19 protein-coding genes, 1 other RNA gene and 2 pseudogenes are annotated in these 17,496 nt (G+C 51.7%); 9 read left to right on the top strand and 13 right to left on the bottom strand.

The window, feature by feature from the left end; genetic code table 11:
• The first annotated feature begins 29 nt into the window (after nucleotides 1-29).
• On the top strand, nucleotides 30-623 hold the full coding sequence (locus tag BTJ39_RS16460) for a LysE family translocator (RefSeq protein WP_078003779.1): 594 nt from the start codon (nucleotides 30-32) through the stop codon (nucleotides 621-623).
• Between the two features lie 29 nt (nucleotides 624-652).
• On the opposite strand, the gene BTJ39_RS16455 is transcribed toward BTJ39_RS16460, so the two are convergent.
• Nucleotides 653-1,654 carry an NAD-dependent epimerase/dehydratase family protein gene (locus tag BTJ39_RS16455; protein ID WP_078003778.1) on the bottom strand — a complete coding sequence of 334 codons (1,002 nt, stop codon included), beginning with the start codon at nucleotides 1,652-1,654 and terminating at the stop codon, nucleotides 653-655.
• A 96-nt stretch (nucleotides 1,655-1,750) separates the two neighbouring features.
• On the opposite strand from BTJ39_RS16455, the gene BTJ39_RS16450 reads away from it, so the two are divergent.
• On the top strand, nucleotides 1,751-2,656 hold the full coding sequence (locus tag BTJ39_RS16450; protein ID WP_078003777.1) for a LysR family transcriptional regulator: 906 nt from the start codon (nucleotides 1,751-1,753) through the stop codon (nucleotides 2,654-2,656).
• Nucleotides 2,657-2,697: 41 nt separating this feature from the next.
• Here BTJ39_RS16450 and BTJ39_RS16445 read toward each other — a convergent pair.
• The 7 genes and pseudogenes from BTJ39_RS16445 to smpB all read right to left on the bottom strand — a co-directional run bounded on the left by BTJ39_RS16445 (nucleotide 2,698) and on the right by smpB (nucleotide 7,656).
• A pseudogene (locus BTJ39_RS16445) lies at nucleotides 2,698-3,866 on the bottom strand (IS3 family transposase).
• 204 nt (nucleotides 3,867-4,070) lie between these two features.
• Nucleotides 4,071-4,547, bottom strand: coding sequence for a DUF943 family protein (locus tag BTJ39_RS16440; RefSeq protein ID WP_078003776.1), 477 nt, complete (start codon nucleotides 4,545-4,547; stop codon nucleotides 4,071-4,073).
• Between the two features lie 130 nt (nucleotides 4,548-4,677).
• Nucleotides 4,678-5,139: a DUF943 family protein gene (locus BTJ39_RS16435; RefSeq protein ID WP_078003775.1), complete on the bottom strand. Its 462-nt coding sequence runs from the start codon at nucleotides 5,137-5,139 to the stop codon at nucleotides 4,678-4,680.
• Nucleotides 5,132-5,980, bottom strand: coding sequence for a YPO3983 family protein (locus BTJ39_RS16430; protein ID WP_078003774.1), 849 nt, complete (start codon nucleotides 5,978-5,980; stop codon nucleotides 5,132-5,134). The genes BTJ39_RS16435 and BTJ39_RS16430 overlap by 8 nt, the downstream gene beginning before the upstream one ends.
• Before the next feature lie 162 nt (nucleotides 5,981-6,142).
• Nucleotides 6,143-6,541: pseudogene (locus BTJ39_RS16425) on the bottom strand (integrase arm-type DNA-binding domain-containing protein); the annotation flags it as partial.
• A gap of 204 nt (nucleotides 6,542-6,745) precedes the next feature.
• Nucleotides 6,746-7,126, bottom strand: a transfer-messenger RNA (tmRNA) gene (gene ssrA, locus BTJ39_RS16420).
• A gap of 47 nt (nucleotides 7,127-7,173) precedes the next feature.
• Entirely contained in the window at nucleotides 7,174-7,656 is a 483-nt protein-coding gene (smpB, locus tag BTJ39_RS16415; RefSeq protein WP_078003773.1) for an SsrA-binding protein SmpB, read from the bottom strand.
• Nucleotides 7,657-7,814: 158 nt separating this feature from the next.
• On the opposite strand from smpB, the gene BTJ39_RS16410 reads away from it, so the two are divergent.
• Both BTJ39_RS16410 and BTJ39_RS16405 read left to right on the top strand, forming a co-directional pair.
• On the top strand, nucleotides 7,815-8,249 hold the full coding sequence (locus tag BTJ39_RS16410) for a type II toxin-antitoxin system RatA family toxin (protein ID WP_078003772.1): 435 nt from the start codon (nucleotides 7,815-7,817) through the stop codon (nucleotides 8,247-8,249).
• Nucleotides 8,242-8,529 (top strand): RnfH family protein, encoded by a 288-nt coding sequence (locus BTJ39_RS16405; RefSeq protein ID WP_078003771.1) that lies wholly within the window; start codon nucleotides 8,242-8,244, stop codon nucleotides 8,527-8,529. Before BTJ39_RS16410 ends, BTJ39_RS16405 begins: the two co-directional genes overlap by 8 nt.
• Nucleotides 8,530-8,595: 66 nt before the next feature.
• Here the strand turns inward: BTJ39_RS16405 and fur are convergent, their stop codons facing one another.
• The 4 genes from fur to ybfF form a co-directional block, all read right to left on the bottom strand.
• A complete protein-coding gene (gene fur, locus BTJ39_RS16400) occupies nucleotides 8,596-9,039 on the bottom strand; it encodes a ferric iron uptake transcriptional regulator (protein WP_078003770.1) in 444 nt (147 codons plus the stop codon).
• Nucleotides 9,040-9,406: 367 nt separating this feature from the next.
• Nucleotides 9,407-9,937, bottom strand: a complete 531-nt coding sequence (gene fldA / locus BTJ39_RS16395; protein WP_078003769.1) for a flavodoxin FldA — start codon at nucleotides 9,935-9,937, stop codon at nucleotides 9,407-9,409.
• A 134-nt stretch (nucleotides 9,938-10,071) separates the two neighbouring features.
• On the bottom strand, nucleotides 10,072-10,353 hold the full coding sequence (gene ybfE / locus BTJ39_RS16390) for a LexA regulated protein (protein WP_078003768.1): 282 nt from the start codon (nucleotides 10,351-10,353) through the stop codon (nucleotides 10,072-10,074).
• A gap of 118 nt (nucleotides 10,354-10,471) precedes the next feature.
• The gene (gene ybfF / locus BTJ39_RS16385; RefSeq protein ID WP_078003767.1) at nucleotides 10,472-11,236 is read right to left on the bottom strand and encodes an esterase; all 765 of its coding nucleotides are present in this window, start codon (nucleotides 11,234-11,236) and stop codon (nucleotides 10,472-10,474) included.
• 249 nt (nucleotides 11,237-11,485) lie between these two features.
• On the opposite strand from ybfF, the gene seqA reads away from it, so the two are divergent.
• Entirely contained in the window at nucleotides 11,486-12,019 is a 534-nt protein-coding gene (gene seqA / locus BTJ39_RS16380; RefSeq protein WP_078003766.1) for a replication initiation negative regulator SeqA, read from the top strand.
• Nucleotides 12,020-12,044: 25 nt separating this feature from the next.
• Complete coding sequence (pgm, locus tag BTJ39_RS16375; protein ID WP_078003765.1) at nucleotides 12,045-13,685, top strand: phosphoglucomutase (alpha-D-glucose-1,6-bisphosphate-dependent); 1,641 nt, start codon at nucleotides 12,045-12,047, stop codon at nucleotides 13,683-13,685.
• An 81-nt stretch (nucleotides 13,686-13,766) separates the two neighbouring features.
• Here pgm and kdpE read toward each other — a convergent pair whose 3' ends face one another.
• The gene (gene kdpE / locus BTJ39_RS16370) at nucleotides 13,767-14,459 is read right to left on the bottom strand and encodes a two-component system response regulator KdpE (RefSeq protein WP_078003764.1); all 693 of its coding nucleotides are present in this window, start codon (nucleotides 14,457-14,459) and stop codon (nucleotides 13,767-13,769) included.
• Between the two features lie 268 nt (nucleotides 14,460-14,727).
• On the opposite strand from kdpE, the gene BTJ39_RS16365 reads away from it, so the two are divergent.
• From BTJ39_RS16365 to phrB, 3 genes are all read left to right on the top strand, one after another.
• On the top strand, nucleotides 14,728-14,934 hold the full coding sequence (locus BTJ39_RS16365; RefSeq protein ID WP_078003763.1) for a DUF2517 family protein: 207 nt from the start codon (nucleotides 14,728-14,730) through the stop codon (nucleotides 14,932-14,934).
• A 155-nt stretch (nucleotides 14,935-15,089) separates the two neighbouring features.
• Entirely contained in the window at nucleotides 15,090-16,046 is a 957-nt protein-coding gene (locus tag BTJ39_RS16360) for a YbgA family protein (RefSeq protein WP_078003762.1), read from the top strand.
• A gap of 18 nt (nucleotides 16,047-16,064) precedes the next feature.
• Nucleotides 16,065-17,486, top strand: coding sequence for a deoxyribodipyrimidine photo-lyase (gene phrB / locus BTJ39_RS16355; RefSeq protein ID WP_078003761.1), 1,422 nt, complete (start codon nucleotides 16,065-16,067; stop codon nucleotides 17,484-17,486).
• The last annotated feature ends 10 nt before the right edge of the window (nucleotides 17,487-17,496 follow it).

Below are 17,496 nucleotides of genomic sequence, written 5' to 3'. Positions count from 1 at the left end.
AGTGGAGGGAATAAATAAAGGAGCCTGCTGTGAGCCTGATGCCGTTTTTGCTGTTCTCGTTTGTCGCCTCGATTACGCCGGGGCCGACCAATATCCTTATTCTCGCCAATAGCCAGCGCTATGGCGTCAAGCGGACCCTGCCGGCGGTATTCAGCGCCTGCCTGGCGGCAAGCCTGATTGTTCTGCTCTCCGGCGCCGGCGTCGGAGAAGTGCTGCAACACCACCCGCTGGTACGTAGGGTAATGAGCTGGGCAGGAGTGCTGTGGCTAAGCTGGATGAGCTGGCAACTCTTTAAGGCGCCGGCGGCAAATTTAACCACCCGCTCCCATAAACCGTTCTCCACACGCGCCGCCGCGCTGCTGCAGGCGGTTAACCCAAAAACGTGGATGATGACGCTGGCCGTGATCGGCGTATTTGCCCCTGGCGGAAACCATACGCTGCAGGATATTGCATTAATGGCGCTCTGGTTTTTCCTGATCTCGCTGGTTTGCCTGTCCTGCTGGGCCTGGTTGGGGAAAGTGGTAAATAAATTGTTCCGCACCGCCAGAACCCTGCTTATTTTTCAACGCCTGATGGCGCTGTGCCTGTTTATTTCAGCCTGGGCCGGCGTGCTGAGTTATTAGGTTTGGGGTGGTCGGCGGCGCTTTATTATTTACCGGCTGCCCGCCAGTGGTGGACGCGGCCTCGCTGCATGCCGGATGCAGCCTAACCCCTGCAGCGTTGTCTCGATGGCTTCATCCAGCGGAGTATGCGGCTCTGCGCCTAAGAACGTCACGAGCTTGGTGTTATCCATGCGTACCGGCTGACGCCACAGATAGCGCATTTCCAAAATCTCGCGCAGGGTTGTACTGAAAGGCGCGGCCAGATACGTGAGCCACCAGGGAAATGACTGTATTTTTGCCGCACCGCCATAACTGGCTACGGTGCGCTGAATCGCACGGGACATTGTGCTGCCGTCAGGATCCCAATGACCTTGCATTTGGAAGCAGGCAAAAGGTTCAAGCTCGTCGCGTCGGGCGAGCAGGGCCGCGACCGTTGCTGCCATATCAGGCAGATAGGCCCACTGATGGCCAATGCCGGGCGTACCTGGATTGTTAATCACAGTCGGCAGGCTGCCGGGCTTGACCAATCCTTGTGAAAACCAGTTATTGCCGGCATGGGGGCCAAAAAAATCACCCGCACGGACGATTAATACCCGCCCACCCCGCTGTGACCAGGCTGCCAGCTCCTGCTCCATTTCAACGCGTATCGCGCCTTTTCTTGTCAGCGGCCTTTGTCGGGCGTTTTCTCGTATCAGCGGAAAGGCGTCCGGACCATAGTTATACAGCGTGCCGGGAAGAACAATCAGGGCGTTATTTTGCTCGGCTGCCTTAATGGTGTTACGCACCATAGGCAACACCAAGCCTTTCCAGTTCCGGTAGCCTGGCGGGTTGACCGCATGAACAATCACATCACAGCCCGACGCCGCTGCCTTGACCTGTTCCGGATCGAGCACATCGCCCGGTGTCCATTGAATACCATTCCGCTGTTCACTGCCTTGTAACCCACGTTTTAGTGCCCGAACATCCCACTTTTCCTCTATCAGCCGGCGTGCAGTTTCGCTGCCAATGCCGCCCGTGGCGCCGAGAATTAAAACCTTGCCTTTGGTTTCCATCTTTATTAGCCCTGTGCTGATTGCGGCTTGACAGGCTACGTACAGCTAGTGCTAAATGGAATTGCATATCATAACCTATCATCTATACAAATTTGTATGTCAAAACCGATTCCCTGGGAGTGGTACCGAACATTTCTGGCTGTGCTAAGAGAGGGATCGCTCTCCGGCGCATCACGCGTGCTTGCAATTACACAACCCACCGCCGGACGTCATATCGCCGCGCTGGAGTCCGCGCTGGATCAGGTATTGTTTACCCGCTCTCAGACTGGCTTGCTGGCTACCGATGCAGCGCTGGCGTTACGGGGACTCGCTGAAACGATGGAAAGCACCGCCAGTGCATTGACGCGTACCGCCACCAACTTTAGTCGCAACGGCACAACCCTGCGTGGCGTCGTCCGTGTCGCTGCCAGCGAAGTTATTGGCATCGAGGTACTGCCGTCTCTTATCGCCCGAATCAGGGAAGCTTATCCGCAGATTGTGATTGAATTAGTTTTATCTAACCGACTGCAGGATTTGCTGCACAGGGAAGCCGATATTGCGATACGCATGACAGCGCCGCAGCAGGAGCAATTAATCGCGCGCCGTATTGGCAGTATTGAGCTTGGCATATACGCGTCGGCTGCATATCTTGCCCGGCATGGTTCGCCTGAAACGCCTGAAGATCTGCGGGCGCATTCACTGGTGGGATTTGATCAGGACACGCCCTATATCCGTGAGGCACAGCAGCGCTATCCCCTGTTAACCCGTGATATCTTTTCCCTGCACACCGACAGCGACGTGGCGCAATTGAATTTGATTCGCGCCGGTGCAGGTATTGGCATATGCCAGTTACAGCTTGCCAATCGATATATTCCGCTGCAGAGGCTACTCGCCGATTACTTCTCTTACTATCTTGATACGTGGGTGGTTATGCATGAAGACCTGCGCAATAGTCGTTGCTGCAAAGCCGTCTTCGATATTTTGGCTGAAGGAATGCAGCAGTATATTAGCCAGGTGGAGTGAGGATGGATTACTCGCAAGGGTTAGAAGCTACACTGAAGCGGTCAACAAAAACTGGCCACGGTTTTAGAGTTTTTCCAGTATCGGTTTTTCGATTCGTTTGGTGGTAACCCACCGTTATATTCATGCGGTCTGAGCGCGCTGTAATATCTAACGATATAGTTCGTTATGGCGTGAGTTGCATCGCTGAAGCTTACGTAACCCATCACTGGCACCCATTCGTTCTTCAGACTCCGGAAGAAGCGTTCCATTGGACTGTTATCCCAGCAGTTTCCGCGACGACTCATACTTTGTTTGATCCGCTATCGCCACAGTAACTGCCGGAACTGCCTGCTCGTATAATGACTGCCCTGGTCACTGTGGAACATCACTCCAACGGGCTTACCGCGCGTTTCCCATGCCATTTCCAGCGCCTTCATGGTGAGTCTGCTGTCCGGCGAGAACGACATTGCCCAGCCCACTGGTTTTCTTGCGAATAAGTCGAGAACAACGGCGAGGTACGCCCAACGCTTACCTGTCCAGATATAGGTCACATCACCGCACCACACCTGGTTTGGCTCTGTCACTGAGAACTGCCGCTCAGGGTGATTTGGGATAGCGACGTGCTCATAACCACCACGTTTATACCGATGAGCCGGCTGCTGACAACTGACCAGCCCCAACTCTTTCATTAGCCTGCCAGCAAGCCAGCGCCCCATCTGGTAGCCTCTGTGGGTTGCCATTGTGGCGATGCTTCTTGCTCCGGCCGAACCCTGACTGATGCTATGTAGCTCAAGTACCTGACTGCGCAATACTGCCCGTTTTCCGTCTGGTTTTTCAGGGCGTTTTTTCCAGTATTTGTCGCTGCTGCGATGAACCCCGAACACGTGGCAGAGAATGACCACAGGGTAACGCGCTCTGAGCTTCCCGATTAACGAGAACTGTTCAGGGAGTCTGACATCAAGAGCGCGGTAGCCTTTTTTAATATTTCGTTTTCCATTTCAATACGTTGCAGCTTTTTCTTCCGCTCGCGTATTTCGATTTGTTCCGGTGTTATCGGAGAGGCTTTTGGTGTTTTGCCCTGACGCTCTTCACGCAGTTGCTTGACCCATTTCGTCATCGTGGAAAGACCGACATCCATAGCCTTAGCGGCATCTGAGACAGTGTAGTTTTGATCGACAACCAGCTGAGCGGATTCACGTTTGAATTCAGGACTAAAATTTCTTCTTTTCATTGGGACACCTGTGTTGTTCTGAGGTGATCATATCACCTCTATTCAGGTGGCCAAATTCAGTAAACCACTTCATGGCGTCAAGTCTAAAAAATTCAGGGGTAATTTCACCGACAAGAAGTTGAGGCAGGCGGTTAGTTAGGCGTTACCGCTTTTCTCTCAGTCAAGATAGCCTCTTGGGGATTTTGCTACATTTCAGATAGGGGATTATTTAAACTCAAATTCATCTGTGAACCTAACTATATCGCCGTTTTTTTGTGGCTGATATTTACCATCATACGTTGTAAAGATTGTGCCTAAATTCTTGCTATTACTGACAGAGAAAACAGCATCTTTATCAATACAGTTTAGCGGTGGTGGCATATCATCAAAGCATAGCCTGTCATAACCATCTGTTTCTTTATAGCCATCGCCGAATAACCAGAAAATCACAGTAAAATTACCATCTTTTTTTGGTTGAGGGATGTCATATTTTTCTTTCAGTATATCTTTATTTTTTAGCCACCAGTTTATTTTCCCCTTATCTGTCAGAGGGAAACTCTTGACTAAAACATAGCTATGATTACCGTTGTCATGAACCGCAACAACCTTTACCGGGCGCAGTGATATCCAAAGCCAGTAACCCAGCAGAACACAGCCAGTCAGGAAAACCAAAATCAAGATTTTTTTATTTTTTACTGTCATCGCGTCCTCCAGCAATTTCTATGGTGGCTTCCATATTGGTCATGAACGGCTTAAAGGGAAGAGATCAATGCTGGTGTAGGCCGGACAGGAGAATGATTTTGTTGCAGTCTCTACGCGAGAGGTGAGGTAATTATTTGTCTTTGATTTTCACCATTTCACCATTTTCCTTTGTACGATAGAACCCATCATTAACGCCAAAAAGTATATGTTTACTCCTGTCATTCCAGACAGTGAAGGCCTTATCTTTTTCAATGCAATTTATCGGCGGCTTCATATCGCCAAAACATAAATAATCATAGCCATCGGTCTCTTTATATCCATCGCCAAAATACCAAAAAATAACTTCAAAAAAGCCATCGCTATCTGGTGTTGGGATGCCATATTTTTTTTTAAGCATGTCTTTGTTTTTAAACCACCATTCTATTTTTCCTTTGTCCGTAATCGGGAAATTCTTTACTAAAACAGAGCTATAGTTACCGTCTTTATGAACTTCCACAATTCTTACTGGACGTAATGTTAGCCAGAGAATGTAGCTCAGAGCTATACAAAAGAAGAGCAACAGATAAAAAATAACCTTCTTATTTTTACACATCGTGACGTCCTCCTGTTATTTCCACTGTCGCTTCCATATTGGTCATAAAAGGCTTGTAGCCAAATAACTTGTACCGCTGGAGCAAAAACCAGATGCGGAAGAAATTAAAAGTGCGAAATTTCTCTTTTAAAATGTCATCATCATCCAAACCAAAGTGGTCTTGTACTTTATAATGTACTACTGCCCGGTAGCGCTCATTATCGATCTGTAAAGTCTTTAAAGTAATGTGGGTTGCCCATGTATCGTGAACAGTTATGCCCATGCCGTTAAAATTATCTTTGAGCCTGTCAAATTTAGGGAGTTTCCCGAAAGCTATCGCTTTACGTAAGTCATCTTTATTTTTCATAGGGTAATTTTTATTATCCCAGTCAATAAACGTATTAAAGGCTTTATCTAATCGCAAACGTGTACTGTTTTCACTGGAAGTATCTCTAACTATTTGCTCCTTCAACGCTCTGTCCAGCGATATATCCCGGAAGGGTGCACCGTTGCGATACTGCATATGAGTGATCATCTTTTCGATCAAATATCGGTATGGCCCATACAGCGAAAACTGACGGGATAACATGCGGAATTCATCAAACAGGATAGTGGCGCACTGCTCTCGAGTAATCTTATCGCCTGCCGGACGCATACTACAGCAGAACATGGAGCGTGGATTATCAAAGGCAGAATGCTTGGTCAATGTCCAGGGATCAGCTCGATCAGAAATGTAATTCAACCCGTAATGTGTTTTTAACTGTATTTCAGTTAGATCCCCGTAGCGCATATCTCTGGCGCTATAATCGTCCATCCAGTTTTGGGTTTTGAATATGGTGCAGGGAAGCTGTAGTGCGGCCATCGTGATACATTCCTTGTCTTATCGTCCGTTGCTGCCTATACAGGGAATAATACATTTTGCCAGGGAGCGGGTAAACATAGCCATGTTTTATCCTATTTTATCCAGCTTCTCTGGCTGCATCCTGTTCATAAGGAGATTTTCGGTTTTTTTGATCTGATAACGCGAAGGCCAGATGTCGTCGGCATAGTCCTCTGTTACGCTGGCTTTCTTCACATTCCACCAACGTTCGGCAACTAACAAGAAAGTGTTGATTTTGGCCTCTTCTGAATTTCTGACCTGTTCTTTCTGATGTTCTTGGGGATCAATGTCTTTCGCCAATAAAACTTTAGATTCGGCTCTGAGTTTACGTGCATCAGAAAGCGAGACTGCAGGGGAGGCACCGAAGCTCTGTTTGGTTCGCTGCTTGGTTAGAGGCCGGTAGTAACGGAACTGCCAGAGCTTACTACCGCTGGACTTGATTAATAGAGTAAGCCCGTCGCCATCATACAGCTGGTAATCGGCATCTTTAGGTTTGGCGGCTTTGATTTCCGTATCGGTTAACGGCTTGGTTTTTCTTGCCATGGGGGAGTCTCCATGCGTTTAGGCCCAACGAAAACAATAGAGCTTTTCGTTGGGCCTATCAATGGGCCTAAAAGGTTCGGATTTAATTAGTTGGCATCAGACTTCGCGGGACAAATTGAGGGCACAAAAAAGCCCGCAGGGCTTGCGCCGTGCGGGCTTTCAGGACTTCATCGGATGACTCTGGTAATCACCGATGGAGAATTTTGGTGGAGCTGGCGGGAGTTGAACCCGCGTCCGAAATTACTACACCGTCGGCACTACATGCTTAGTCCAGTCTTTACATTTGCCGGTTAGCTGCGGACGGACACGCTACTAACTGACTAGCCTGATTGGATTTAACGCTTCAACCCCAGGCAGGGCATCCACGCGATCTCTTTTGGGTTTGACCTCTCTTGATCCCCGTCCTAAGAGCGGAGGCTAGGGAGAGAGGACACCTTCAGTTTCTTAGGCTGATTAAGCTGCGAGCGCAGCAGGTGCAAATTCGTCGTTATTTGCGACTATTTTTTTGCGGCTTTTTACGAGGCAAACCGCCCCTCGGCATGCTCCTTGGGCTTCGCAAATCCCGTCGAATCCAGAATCAGCCCCAAGTAGACGAGTAGTATAGCAAAAAACTATATGGCAACGCCAGCGACTTAGCGGTTGGCGTTCTTCATAATGCGTGCTTTATCCAGCTTCCACTCGCGATCTTTAATGTCATCGCGCTTATCGTGCTCTTTTTTACCGCGCGCTACGCCAATTTTCAGTTTGGCCCATGCATTTTTCCAGTACATGGACAGGGCGACGACGGTATAGCCTTCGCGGTTTACGCGGCCGTAAAGCGAATCCAGCTCGCGCTGCTTAAGCAGCAATTTACGGCTGCGGGTTGGGTCACAAACGATATGTGATGAGGCAACCGAAAGCGGCTGGAAGGTTGAGCCAAAAAGATAGGCTTCGCCTTCGCGCAGCAGGATGTAGCTGTCGCTAATATTTGCTTTGCCAGCGCGTAATGATTTTACTTCCCATCCTTGCAGCGAAAGCCCCGCTTCAAACTCTTCTTCGATGAAATATTCATGGCGGGCGCGTTTGTTCAGAGCAATGGTGGCTGAACCGGGTTTATGTGCTTTTTTCTTTGTCATAGTGAAACGTAGTCTACCTGAAGCAGGTTCAAATGGCATCCCCTGAACCAACCGGGGCGGGATAGCAGCGTATTCTAGCACGCTCCATCAGGTGCGGAATTTTTGTTTACATCGGGTCGATGGTATTATTTTACAATTAATGTTCAACAGGAATGGTTATGTCCCAGATTAGTCGTTCTGCACTGGTTCCTTACAGCGCTGAACAAATGTATAAACTGGTTAACGATGTGGGTTCCTATCCCCAGTTCCTTCCGGGCTGTACCGGAAGTCGCGTGCTTGATGCCAGTCAGCAGCAAATGACAGCGGCGGTGGACGTTTCAAAAGCCGGCATCAGTAAAACCTTCGTAACGCGCAACACGCTGGTAGATAATCAAAGTATTCAGATGCAGCTGGTCGATGGGCCTTTTCGCAAGCTCACCGGCGGCTGGCGTTTCGTTTCCCTGAGCGAGGATGCCTGCAAGGTGGAGCTCAATCTTGAGTTTGAATTCACCAATATGCTGGTCGAGCTGGCTTTCGGACGCATCTTTAAGGAGCTGGCAGGTAGCATGGTGCAGGCATTTACCCAGCGTGCCAAAGAGGTTTACAGTGTCTGATATTGCCGTTGAGGTGGTTTATGCCCTGCCGGAAAAACAGTATCTGTATACGGTAAAAGTGGCGCAGGGCGCCACCGTGGCCGAGGCAATCCAGCGCTCCGGCATCCTTGAACTACGGCCCGAGATTGACCTTAGTCAGAATAAAGTGGGCGTTTTTAGCCGCCCGGTGAAGCTGACTGATACGCTGGACGCCGGCGATCGGGTGGAGATTTACCGGCCGCTGCTTGCTGACCCGAAAGAGCTGCGCCGTCAGCGCGCCGAGCGCGCGGCTAAAAAATAAGGTGGCGCAGAGTTTAACGCGATAAAAAAAACCGGCCTGGGCCGGTTTTTTACACTGTGCAAAAAATTACTGATCGTGCAGCGATTCATCTTCGCGGCAGTCGCCTTCGGCGCAGTGGCCGTACAGATAAAGGCTGTGGTTGGTTAGCTTAATGCCATGGCGCGTAGCGATTTCACGCTGGCGCGATTCAATTGATTCATCGCTGAACTCAATCACCTTACCGCAGTCAAGGCAGATGAGGTGGTCATGGTGATGCTGCTGAGTCAGTTCAAAAACGGATTTGCCGCCTTCAAAATTATGGCGGGTGACGATTCCTGCGTCATCGAACTGGTTAAGCACGCGATAAACCGTTGCCAGTCCAATCTCTTCACCCATGTCAATCAGACGTTTATACAAGTCTTCCGCACTGACGTGATGGGACTCAGGTTCCTGAAGCACTTCCAGAATTTTCAGTCGCGGAAGTGTGACTTTCAGGCCGGCCTTCTTTAATGCGGTGTTGTTGTCAGTCATGCGGATATTGTCCTGTTACTTTTCAGTTCATTTTAGGGCTGTAAATTGGCATTACTGGTCCTGCCGAACGAAATTGCGTCTCATTATAGAACCGATGAGGTGAAATGAAAATGACCGGGGGGCAATTCCTCTGACAAGAGTAAGGTTTTTTTTGCGATGCCTTGACGCCGCGCCCGACCATGCTGCTTTGACATTTTGCTGCCTCATCAAGCGTGACCGGGGTAATAACGGGCGCTGAGAACACTTTTTTCCAGTATGGGTATTTTACAGTTATGCAGGTAAAAGTTACAAAAATGTATCTATTACTTCTATAGGAAAATCCAATAATGGGATGTGAGAGCGATCCCACATCCATACCTCTGAGCGGTCAGGCTTCGATAATAGACTGCAGCTGCAGTTCTTCATACAGCTGTTTGACCCACTTGTCGACACGCTCATTCGTCAGCTCCGGCTGGCGGTCTTCATCGATCGCCAGACCGATGAAATGATCGTCATCCGCCAGTCCCTTCGAGGCTTCAAAATGGTAGCCAGCGACAGGCCAGTGGCCGACAATGATTGCACCATTAGGTTCTATAATGTCGCGAATAGTTCCCATCGCATCGCAGAAATATTCTGCATAGTCTTCCTGATCGCCGCAGCCAAAGAGCGCGACGAGCTTGCCGGTGAAGTCAACTTCTTCCAGCGTGGGGAAGAAATCATCCCAGTCGCACTGGGCTTCGCCGTAGTACCAGGTGGGGATGCCCAGTAGCAGAATATCAAAGGCCTCCAGATCTTCTTTGCTGCTTTTAGCGATATCGTGAACCTCTGCAACCTCTTTACCCAGCTGCTTTTGGATCATTTTTGCAATGTTTTCAGTATTGCCTGTATCGCTGCCAAAGAAAATGCCTACGATTGCCATGTGTCTGATAACCTCTTGATACTCAATGATACGGCGACTGCCTTAAAAATAGATAAAGCCAATAATAGCAGAGCGCGTCAGGGGGATAAATCTGTAATGCGGCCAGGTTTGTCGCTTTGTGCCTTCTGCGCCGTCTATTTTTCGCTGTCAGCCAGCTGCGCCGTCAGCATTTCTTCAATCAATTCGCTGCGGCTGATCTGTCGGGATTCGGCCAGCTGGTTCAGCGCATCGACCGCTTCCGCCGTCAGTTTCAATTCGACGCGACGTAAACCACGCACCTTGTCGCGCTTGAGCTGATTACGTTTGTTAATGCGTAACTGCTCGTCGCGGGACAGCGGGTTAGTCTTCGGTCGTCCCGGACGGCGCTCATCTGCAAACAGATCGATTGTCGTGCGGTCAGTGTTTTCTTTTGCCATAGCGTTGTTCGGGGTTGGAAGTCATAACCACTAGCGGAGTCTGCCGCCGGGGCAGAAAAATTAGCGCGACATCATACCCCAGGCGGCGGAGAGAGAACAATCGGGAAATCGTTGTTTTTTAAAGCGCAAAAAAGCGTCGCAGCGCAGCTAATACCGCCTGCGGTTTTTCAGCGTGAACCCAGTGACCCGCCCCGGCGATGACATGCGCCCTGGCCGCTGGAAACTGCGCCAGCAGGGCATCGCGGTATTCATCTTTAAGGTAGTCTGAGCGTTCACCGCGAATGAAAAGCGCCGGGCCATGCCAGGCAGGCAGCGGCTGCCAGCCGATGAGGGTAGGGTAATTATTCCACAGCGCCTCGACATTAAAGCGCCACTCACCGCGCTCGAAAGATTTCAGCAGAAACTGGATAACGCCCTCTTCATTAACCGAGTGACGCATAATCGCGCTGGCTTCGCTGCGCGTGGTGACGCCGGCTTGAGTAACGGCGCGCAGCGCGGCGAATACGTCATCGTGATGACGCTGTTGATAAGCCACCGGCGCAATATCCATTACCGCCAGCTGGCCGATGCGCTCTGGCGCAAGGGCGGTCAGCGCCATGGCGATTTTTCCTCCCATTGAGTGGCCAACAACATCAACCTGCTCAAGGTTATGACGATCAAGCGTATCGATCAGATCGCCCGCCATCGCGGTATAGTCCATTTCGTCGCTGCGCGGCGAGAGGCCGTGATTGCGCACATCAACCATGATTACCGGGCGCTGGTGCTGTATGTCGCGCGCCAGAACGCCGAGGTTGTCGAGGTTGCCGAACAGGCCGTGGATAAGCACCAGCGGACGATGTTGGGCTGGGGATTGTTCAGTTAACAGGCGGGCGTTCAAATTCATAACAAAGTTCTTACGGCTAACGGGAGCGCTTAGGTTATCATGATTTCCATCTGCGCTGCCCGTTGGGAATCGGAAGTATTGTTCTGCTTTGCGGCATAGTCTGACTTTTGCCTGCAACGCGTTGTGATGCTACACCCCGGCAGGATTTAACTTTATAATCCTCACGTTAGCGCCGCTTTACGCTGAAGCATCGCTGTTGGCTTCAGCCGGGACTGGCGTTGAGCGAAGCAACAATCGTACTGGATAAAGATGAAAACGATAGAAGTCGACGAAGATCTATACCGCTATATTGCCAGCCACACCCAGCATATTGGCGAAAGCGCCTCGGATATTTTGCGGCGTATGCTGAAATTTACGCCCGGGAGCGCAAACGCGCCTGCTGCGGAGGTGGCGAATCTAAGCAAGGAGGCGGATAAGGCGGTTAGTCGTCCCCAGGATCGCGTTCGCGCTGTGCGTGAACTGCTGCTTTCTGATGAGTATGCCGAGCAGAAAAAAGCAGTAAATCGCTTTATGCTGGTCCTCTCGACGCTCTATTCGTTAGACGCCAGTGCGTTTAAAGCAGCGACTGAATCGCTGCATGGCCGTACGCGGACTTATTTTGCCGGCGATGAGCAAACGTTGCTTCAGAATGGAGCCCAGACCAAGCCGAAGCACGTTCCCGGCACGCCGTACTGGGTAATTACCAACACCAACACAGGTCGTAAACGCAGCATGGTCGAACATATTATGTCGGCGATGCAGCTACCGGCAGAGCTGGCAGAGCGCGTTTGCGGCACCATTTAATGAAGCGTCTCAGGGAGTCGTGTCAATGGCTAACCACCCACGCGCCGGTCAACCGACCCGGCAGAGCGATTTAATTAACGTTGCACAGTTAACGTCTCAGTACTACGTCCTGAAGCCGGAAACCGGCAATGCAGAGCACGCGGTAAAATTTGGCACTTCTGGCCATCGCGGCAGTGCGGCCCGTCATAGCTTTAATGAAGTGCATATTCTTGCTATCGCTCAGGCGATAGCCGAAGAGCGCAAAAAGAACGGCATTACCGGCCCGTGCTATGTCGGTAAAGATACCCATGCCCTTTCCGAGCCGGCGATTATTTCGGTGCTGGAAGTGCTGGCCGCCAACGGCGTCGATGTTATCGTGCAGCAGGAAAATGGCTACACGCCGACGCCCGCGATTTCAAATGCAATCCTTGAACACAATAAGCGCGGCGGTGCGCAGGCTGACGGGATTGTCATCACCCCATCTCATAACCCGCCGGATGATGGCGGGATTAAATACAATCCGCCAAACGGCGGCCCGGCAGATACCAACGTGACGAAAGTCGTGGAAGAGCGGGCGAATCAGCTGATTGCCGGCGGGCTGAAAGAGGTCAAACGCCTGCCGCTCGATCAGGCCTGGGCAAGTGGGCGTATCCTTGAGCAGGATCTTATTCAGCCCTACGTCGAGGGGTTGGCGCAGGTTATCGATTTTGCCGCGATTCAGAAAGCGAATCTGAACATTGGCGTCGATCCGCTTGGTGGTTCGGGTATGGCTTACTGGCAGCGTATCGCTGAGCATTACAAGCTGAACCTGACTATCGTAAACGACGCTATCGACCAGACTTTCCGCTTTATGCATCTGGATAAAGACGGCGCGGTGCGTATGGACTGCTCTTCAGAATGCGCCATGGCCGGCCTGCTGGCGCTGCGCGATAAGTTTGATCTGGCATTCGGTAATGACCCGGACTATGACCGCCACGGTATCGTTACCCCGGCGGGCCTGATGAATCCTAACCACTATCTTGCCGTGGCGATCAACTACCTTTTCCAGCATCGTCCGCAGTGGGGCAAAGAGGTTGCCGTAGGTAAAACCCTGGTCTCCAGCGCGATGATCGACCGGGTGGTTAATGATATTGGCCGCAAGCTGGTGGAAGTGCCGGTTGGCTTTAAATGGTTTGTTGATGGCCTGTTTGACGGCAGCTTCGGGTTTGGTGGCGAAGAGAGCGCCGGCGCTTCTTTCCTGCGCTTTGACGGCACGCCCTGGTCTACCGATAAAGACGGCATTATTCTCTGTCTGCTGGCGGCGGAAATTACGGCGGTAACCGGTAAAAATCCGCAGCAGCACTATGACGAGCTGGCCGCTCGCTTCGGCGCGCCGAGCTATAACCGCCTGCAGGCGGCGGCAACCTCCGCACAGAAAGCGGCATTGTCTAAGCTGTCGCCGGAAATGGTGAGCGCGGATACGCTGGCCGGCGATGCGATTACCGATCGTCTGACGGCGGCGCCGGGTAACGGCGCATCCATCGGCGGACTGAAAGTGATGACCAAAAACGGCTGGTTTGCTGCTCGTCCGTCCGGTACTGAAGATGCCTATAAAATCTATTGCGAAAGCTTCCTGGGCGAAGAACACCGCCTGCTTATTGAGAAAGAAGCGGTTGAAATCGTCAGTGAAGTGCTGAAAAACGCCTGATTTTATCGTCGCCGGAGTGAGATCTCTGGTTTGAGGCGATGAATAAAACCCCGGTCGGCGGTATGCCCGAGCGGGGTTTTTTTATGGCATAAAGCGATAGCCGACGCCGGTTTCGGTAAGCAGATAGCGCGGCTGCGCCGGGGTGATTTCCAGCTTTTGGCGCAGATGGCCCATATAGATACGCAAATAGTGATTATGTTCCACCGCGTTCGGCCCCCAGACTTCATTCAATAGCTGGCGCTGGGTAAGCACTTTTCCCGGATGGGTCATCAGCGCGGCCAGCAGGCGAAATTCAATCGGCGTCAGATGAAGATGCTCATTGCCCCGGGTTACCCGGCGTTCCGCAAGGTTCAGGGTAATTTCGCCAAGCTGAATCGTGCTGCCGACGGCGCCTTGTGCGCTATTTCTGTGGCGCAGCGCGACCCGTACCCTTGCCATTAGCTCACCGGTGCCAAAGGGTTTGGTGAGAAAGTCATTGGCGCCGGCATCCAGCGCGGTAATTTTATCCTGCTCATCGTTGCGCGCTGATAGCACGATAATCGGCACCGACGACCATTGACGCACGTCGCGAATAAACAGATTGCCGTCGCCGTCCGGCAGGCCGAGATCGAGAATCACTAAATCCGGTTGGCGGGTGGCGGTCTCAATTAATCCGCGCTGCAACGTTTCCGCTTCAAAAACCCGTAGTGACTCGGACTCAAGCGTAATACGCAGGAAGCGGCGGATCTCTTTTTCATCTTCGACGATAAGAATGCTGGTCTGGTTCTGGCTCATCTGGCATCTGCATAATCGTTAATTTAGCTGGCAATTAATCTAACAAAAAAACGCCTGCCGCGTTGTTAAAGGCGCAGTAAATAATATCGGATAAATCGTGATTTAGTTAACATTGAATTAACCTTTAAATTACCAAAGTGAAACTTAATTTCATCATGGGGCTAAAAAAGCACGATTTGGCTGTTTGATGTGGTCGGATGAGTAGTTTTTTTACACAAAAGACGGTATTATTTTACGCAATCAAGAGCCGTTCACAGCAGGAGGATATATGGCGCTCTATCAATCATATTCACCACTTCATATTTTTTTGCGCCGCCTGACTGCGGTGACCATCGGCGTGCTGGCGCTGCCTTTTATGCTGCGTCGCCGCGATCGCGCCCGCTTTTACAGCTATTTGCACCGCTACTGGATAAAAACCAGCAACAAACCGGTCTGGCTGTCACAGGCTGAATCTACCGGCGCCTATTACTATTAATTGCCGGTTTCAGTCGTTAGCAAAATAATCCCCAATCCCGCCGCTGGCGGGATTTTTTTTACCCCTCGTCATGCCGGCATGGCCATTATTTAACGCCAGCGGGGAGACTTTAGGCTACACTCTAACTTATACAGTTATGAAAAGGTTGTACAAGTATGAGTGAGAAAATCCCCGTAGGAATCAGTGCTTGCCTGCTCGGTAAAAATGTTCGCTTTGATGGCGGACACAAACGCTGTGACTTTGCCACCAACGAGCTGGCGCCTTACATGCGCTATGAACCCGTCTGCCCGGAAATTGCCATTGGGCTGGATACGCCGCGCCCGGCGCTGCGGCTTACTGAACAGCCAGAAGGGGAGGTGTCGCTAGTTTTTAGCAACGGCGAGGGCGAGCCGCTGACCGAACAAATGCGGGCTTTCTCGCAACAAAAGGCGGCCTCGCTGGGCCATCTTTGCGGCTACATTGTCTGCGCAAAATCGCCAAGTTGCGGCATGGAGCGGGTAAGACTTTATCAGCCTGACAGCAATATTAATCGTAAAGCCGGGCGCGGTTTATTCACCGCCGAACTGATGGCGGCGATGCCGTGGCTGCCGGTGGAAGAAGAGGGGCGCCTGAACGATGCCGCCATCCGGGAAAACTTCGTTGAGCGCGTCTACACGCTGCACGAGTTAAACCGCCTGTGGCGTAGCGGACTGACCCGGGCGAAGCTGATGGATTTTCACAGCCGCTACAAGCTGTCTTTACTGGCCCATAACCAGCAGGAGTATCGCGATCTTGGGCGCTTCGTCGCCGCCATGGACAGCTGGGATTCGCTGGAAGAGTACGCGGGTGAATACCGTCAGCGCCTGATGGATTTAATGAAAAATCAGGCCACCCGCAGCAACCATACCAACGTACTGATGCACGTGCAGGGCTATTTCCGCCGTGAGTTAAGCTCGCCGCAGCGTCAGGAGCTGGCTTCGCTCATCGATCACTACCGGCGCGGATTGCAGCCGCTATTGGCGCCGATCACCTTGCTGAAACACTATATGGCGGAGTATCCCAACAGCTGGCTGGCACAGCAGCGCTACTTCGAACCCTATCCGGAAGCCCTGCGGCTGCGTTACGGTCACTGATTAACGCGAAGGAGTTTTATGAAGACCCATCTGGTCTGGCTACGTAACGATCTGAGAATTCATGATAACTATGCGTTACACGCTGCATGTCGCGACGCTCAGGCAAAAGTTATCGCGCTATTTATTGCTACTCCCGGCCAGTGGCAAAAGCATGGAATGGCACCGAGGCAGGCGGAATTTCTCTGGCATAGCCTGCAGGATGTACAGGCGGCGCTGGCACAAAAAGGCATCGCCCTCTATCAGGAAACCAGCAGCGATTTTGCTGGCGCGGTGGAAAGCCTGATGGCTTTTTGTAAAAAGCACCATGTTGAGCGCGTGTTTTATAACTATCAGTATGAAGTCAATGAACGCGACCGCGACGTGCAGGCTGAACGCGAACTGAACAAGGCTGACATTGAGGTGCAGGGATTCGATGACAGCCTGCTGTTTGCGCCGGGAACCATACAGACCGGCGGCCAGGCAATGTACAAAGTGTTTACGCCGTTCTCCAAAGCGGTGATTAAACGTTTGCAGCAGGAGCTGCCTGTCTGCGTCAACGCGCCCGCTGCCCGTGAAGGGGCGCCGCTGGCGCGTAAACCGGCGCTGAAAAAATTTGATTATCCCTGCCAGGGTTACGACCAAACCCTGTTTCCTGCCGGCGAAGACGCGGCCCTTAAGCGACTGCGCCAGTTCTGCAAGACCCCTGTCGGCGAGTATCCCGACCGGCGTGATATCCCGGCGCAGGATGGCACCAGTCGGCTGTCGGTTTACCTGGCGCTGGGGGTGCTTTCTCCGCGTCAGTGTTTGCACCGGGTACTGGCCGAGCATCCGCAGGCGCTGGACGGCGATCGGGCTTTTGTCTGGCTGAATGAAATCATCTGGCGCGAATTTTACCGCCACCTGCTGGTGGCCTGGCCGGCTTTGTGTAAACACCAGCCGTTCGTTGACTGGACGCGTAATATCCGCTGGCAGAAAAACGATCGCCATCTGCAAGCCTGGCGTGAGGGGCAGACCGGTTATCCTATCGTTGATGCGGCGATGCGTCAGCTTAAAACCCTGGGATGGATGCATAACCGACTGCGCATGATCAGCGCCAGCTTTCTGGTTAAAGACCTGCTGCTCGACTGGCGCATCGGCGAGCGTCATTTTATTGAGCAGCTGATCGACGGCGATCTGGCGGCTAATAATGGCGGCTGGCAGTGGGCGGCATCAACCGGCACCGACGCCGCGCCCTATTTTCGTATTTTCAATCCAACCACCCAGAGCGAACGCTTTGATGCCGGCGGTGATTTTATCCGCCGCTGGGTTCCTGAGTTGAAAGACGTGCCGGACAACGGTATCCATGCACCTCATGAATGGGCGAAAAAAAATCAGCAAAAACTCGCATATCCGGCGCCAATTGTGGAACATAAAGCAGCAAGAAAACAAACGCTGGATGCCTTTGAGGCAGCAAAGAATTAACAGGATATCT

Source organism: Izhakiella australiensis, assembly GCF_002006995.1.
Classification (GTDB): Bacteria; Pseudomonadota; Gammaproteobacteria; order Enterobacterales; family Enterobacteriaceae; genus Izhakiella; species Izhakiella australiensis.
This window is presented reverse-complemented; position numbering and strand designations above follow the sequence as displayed.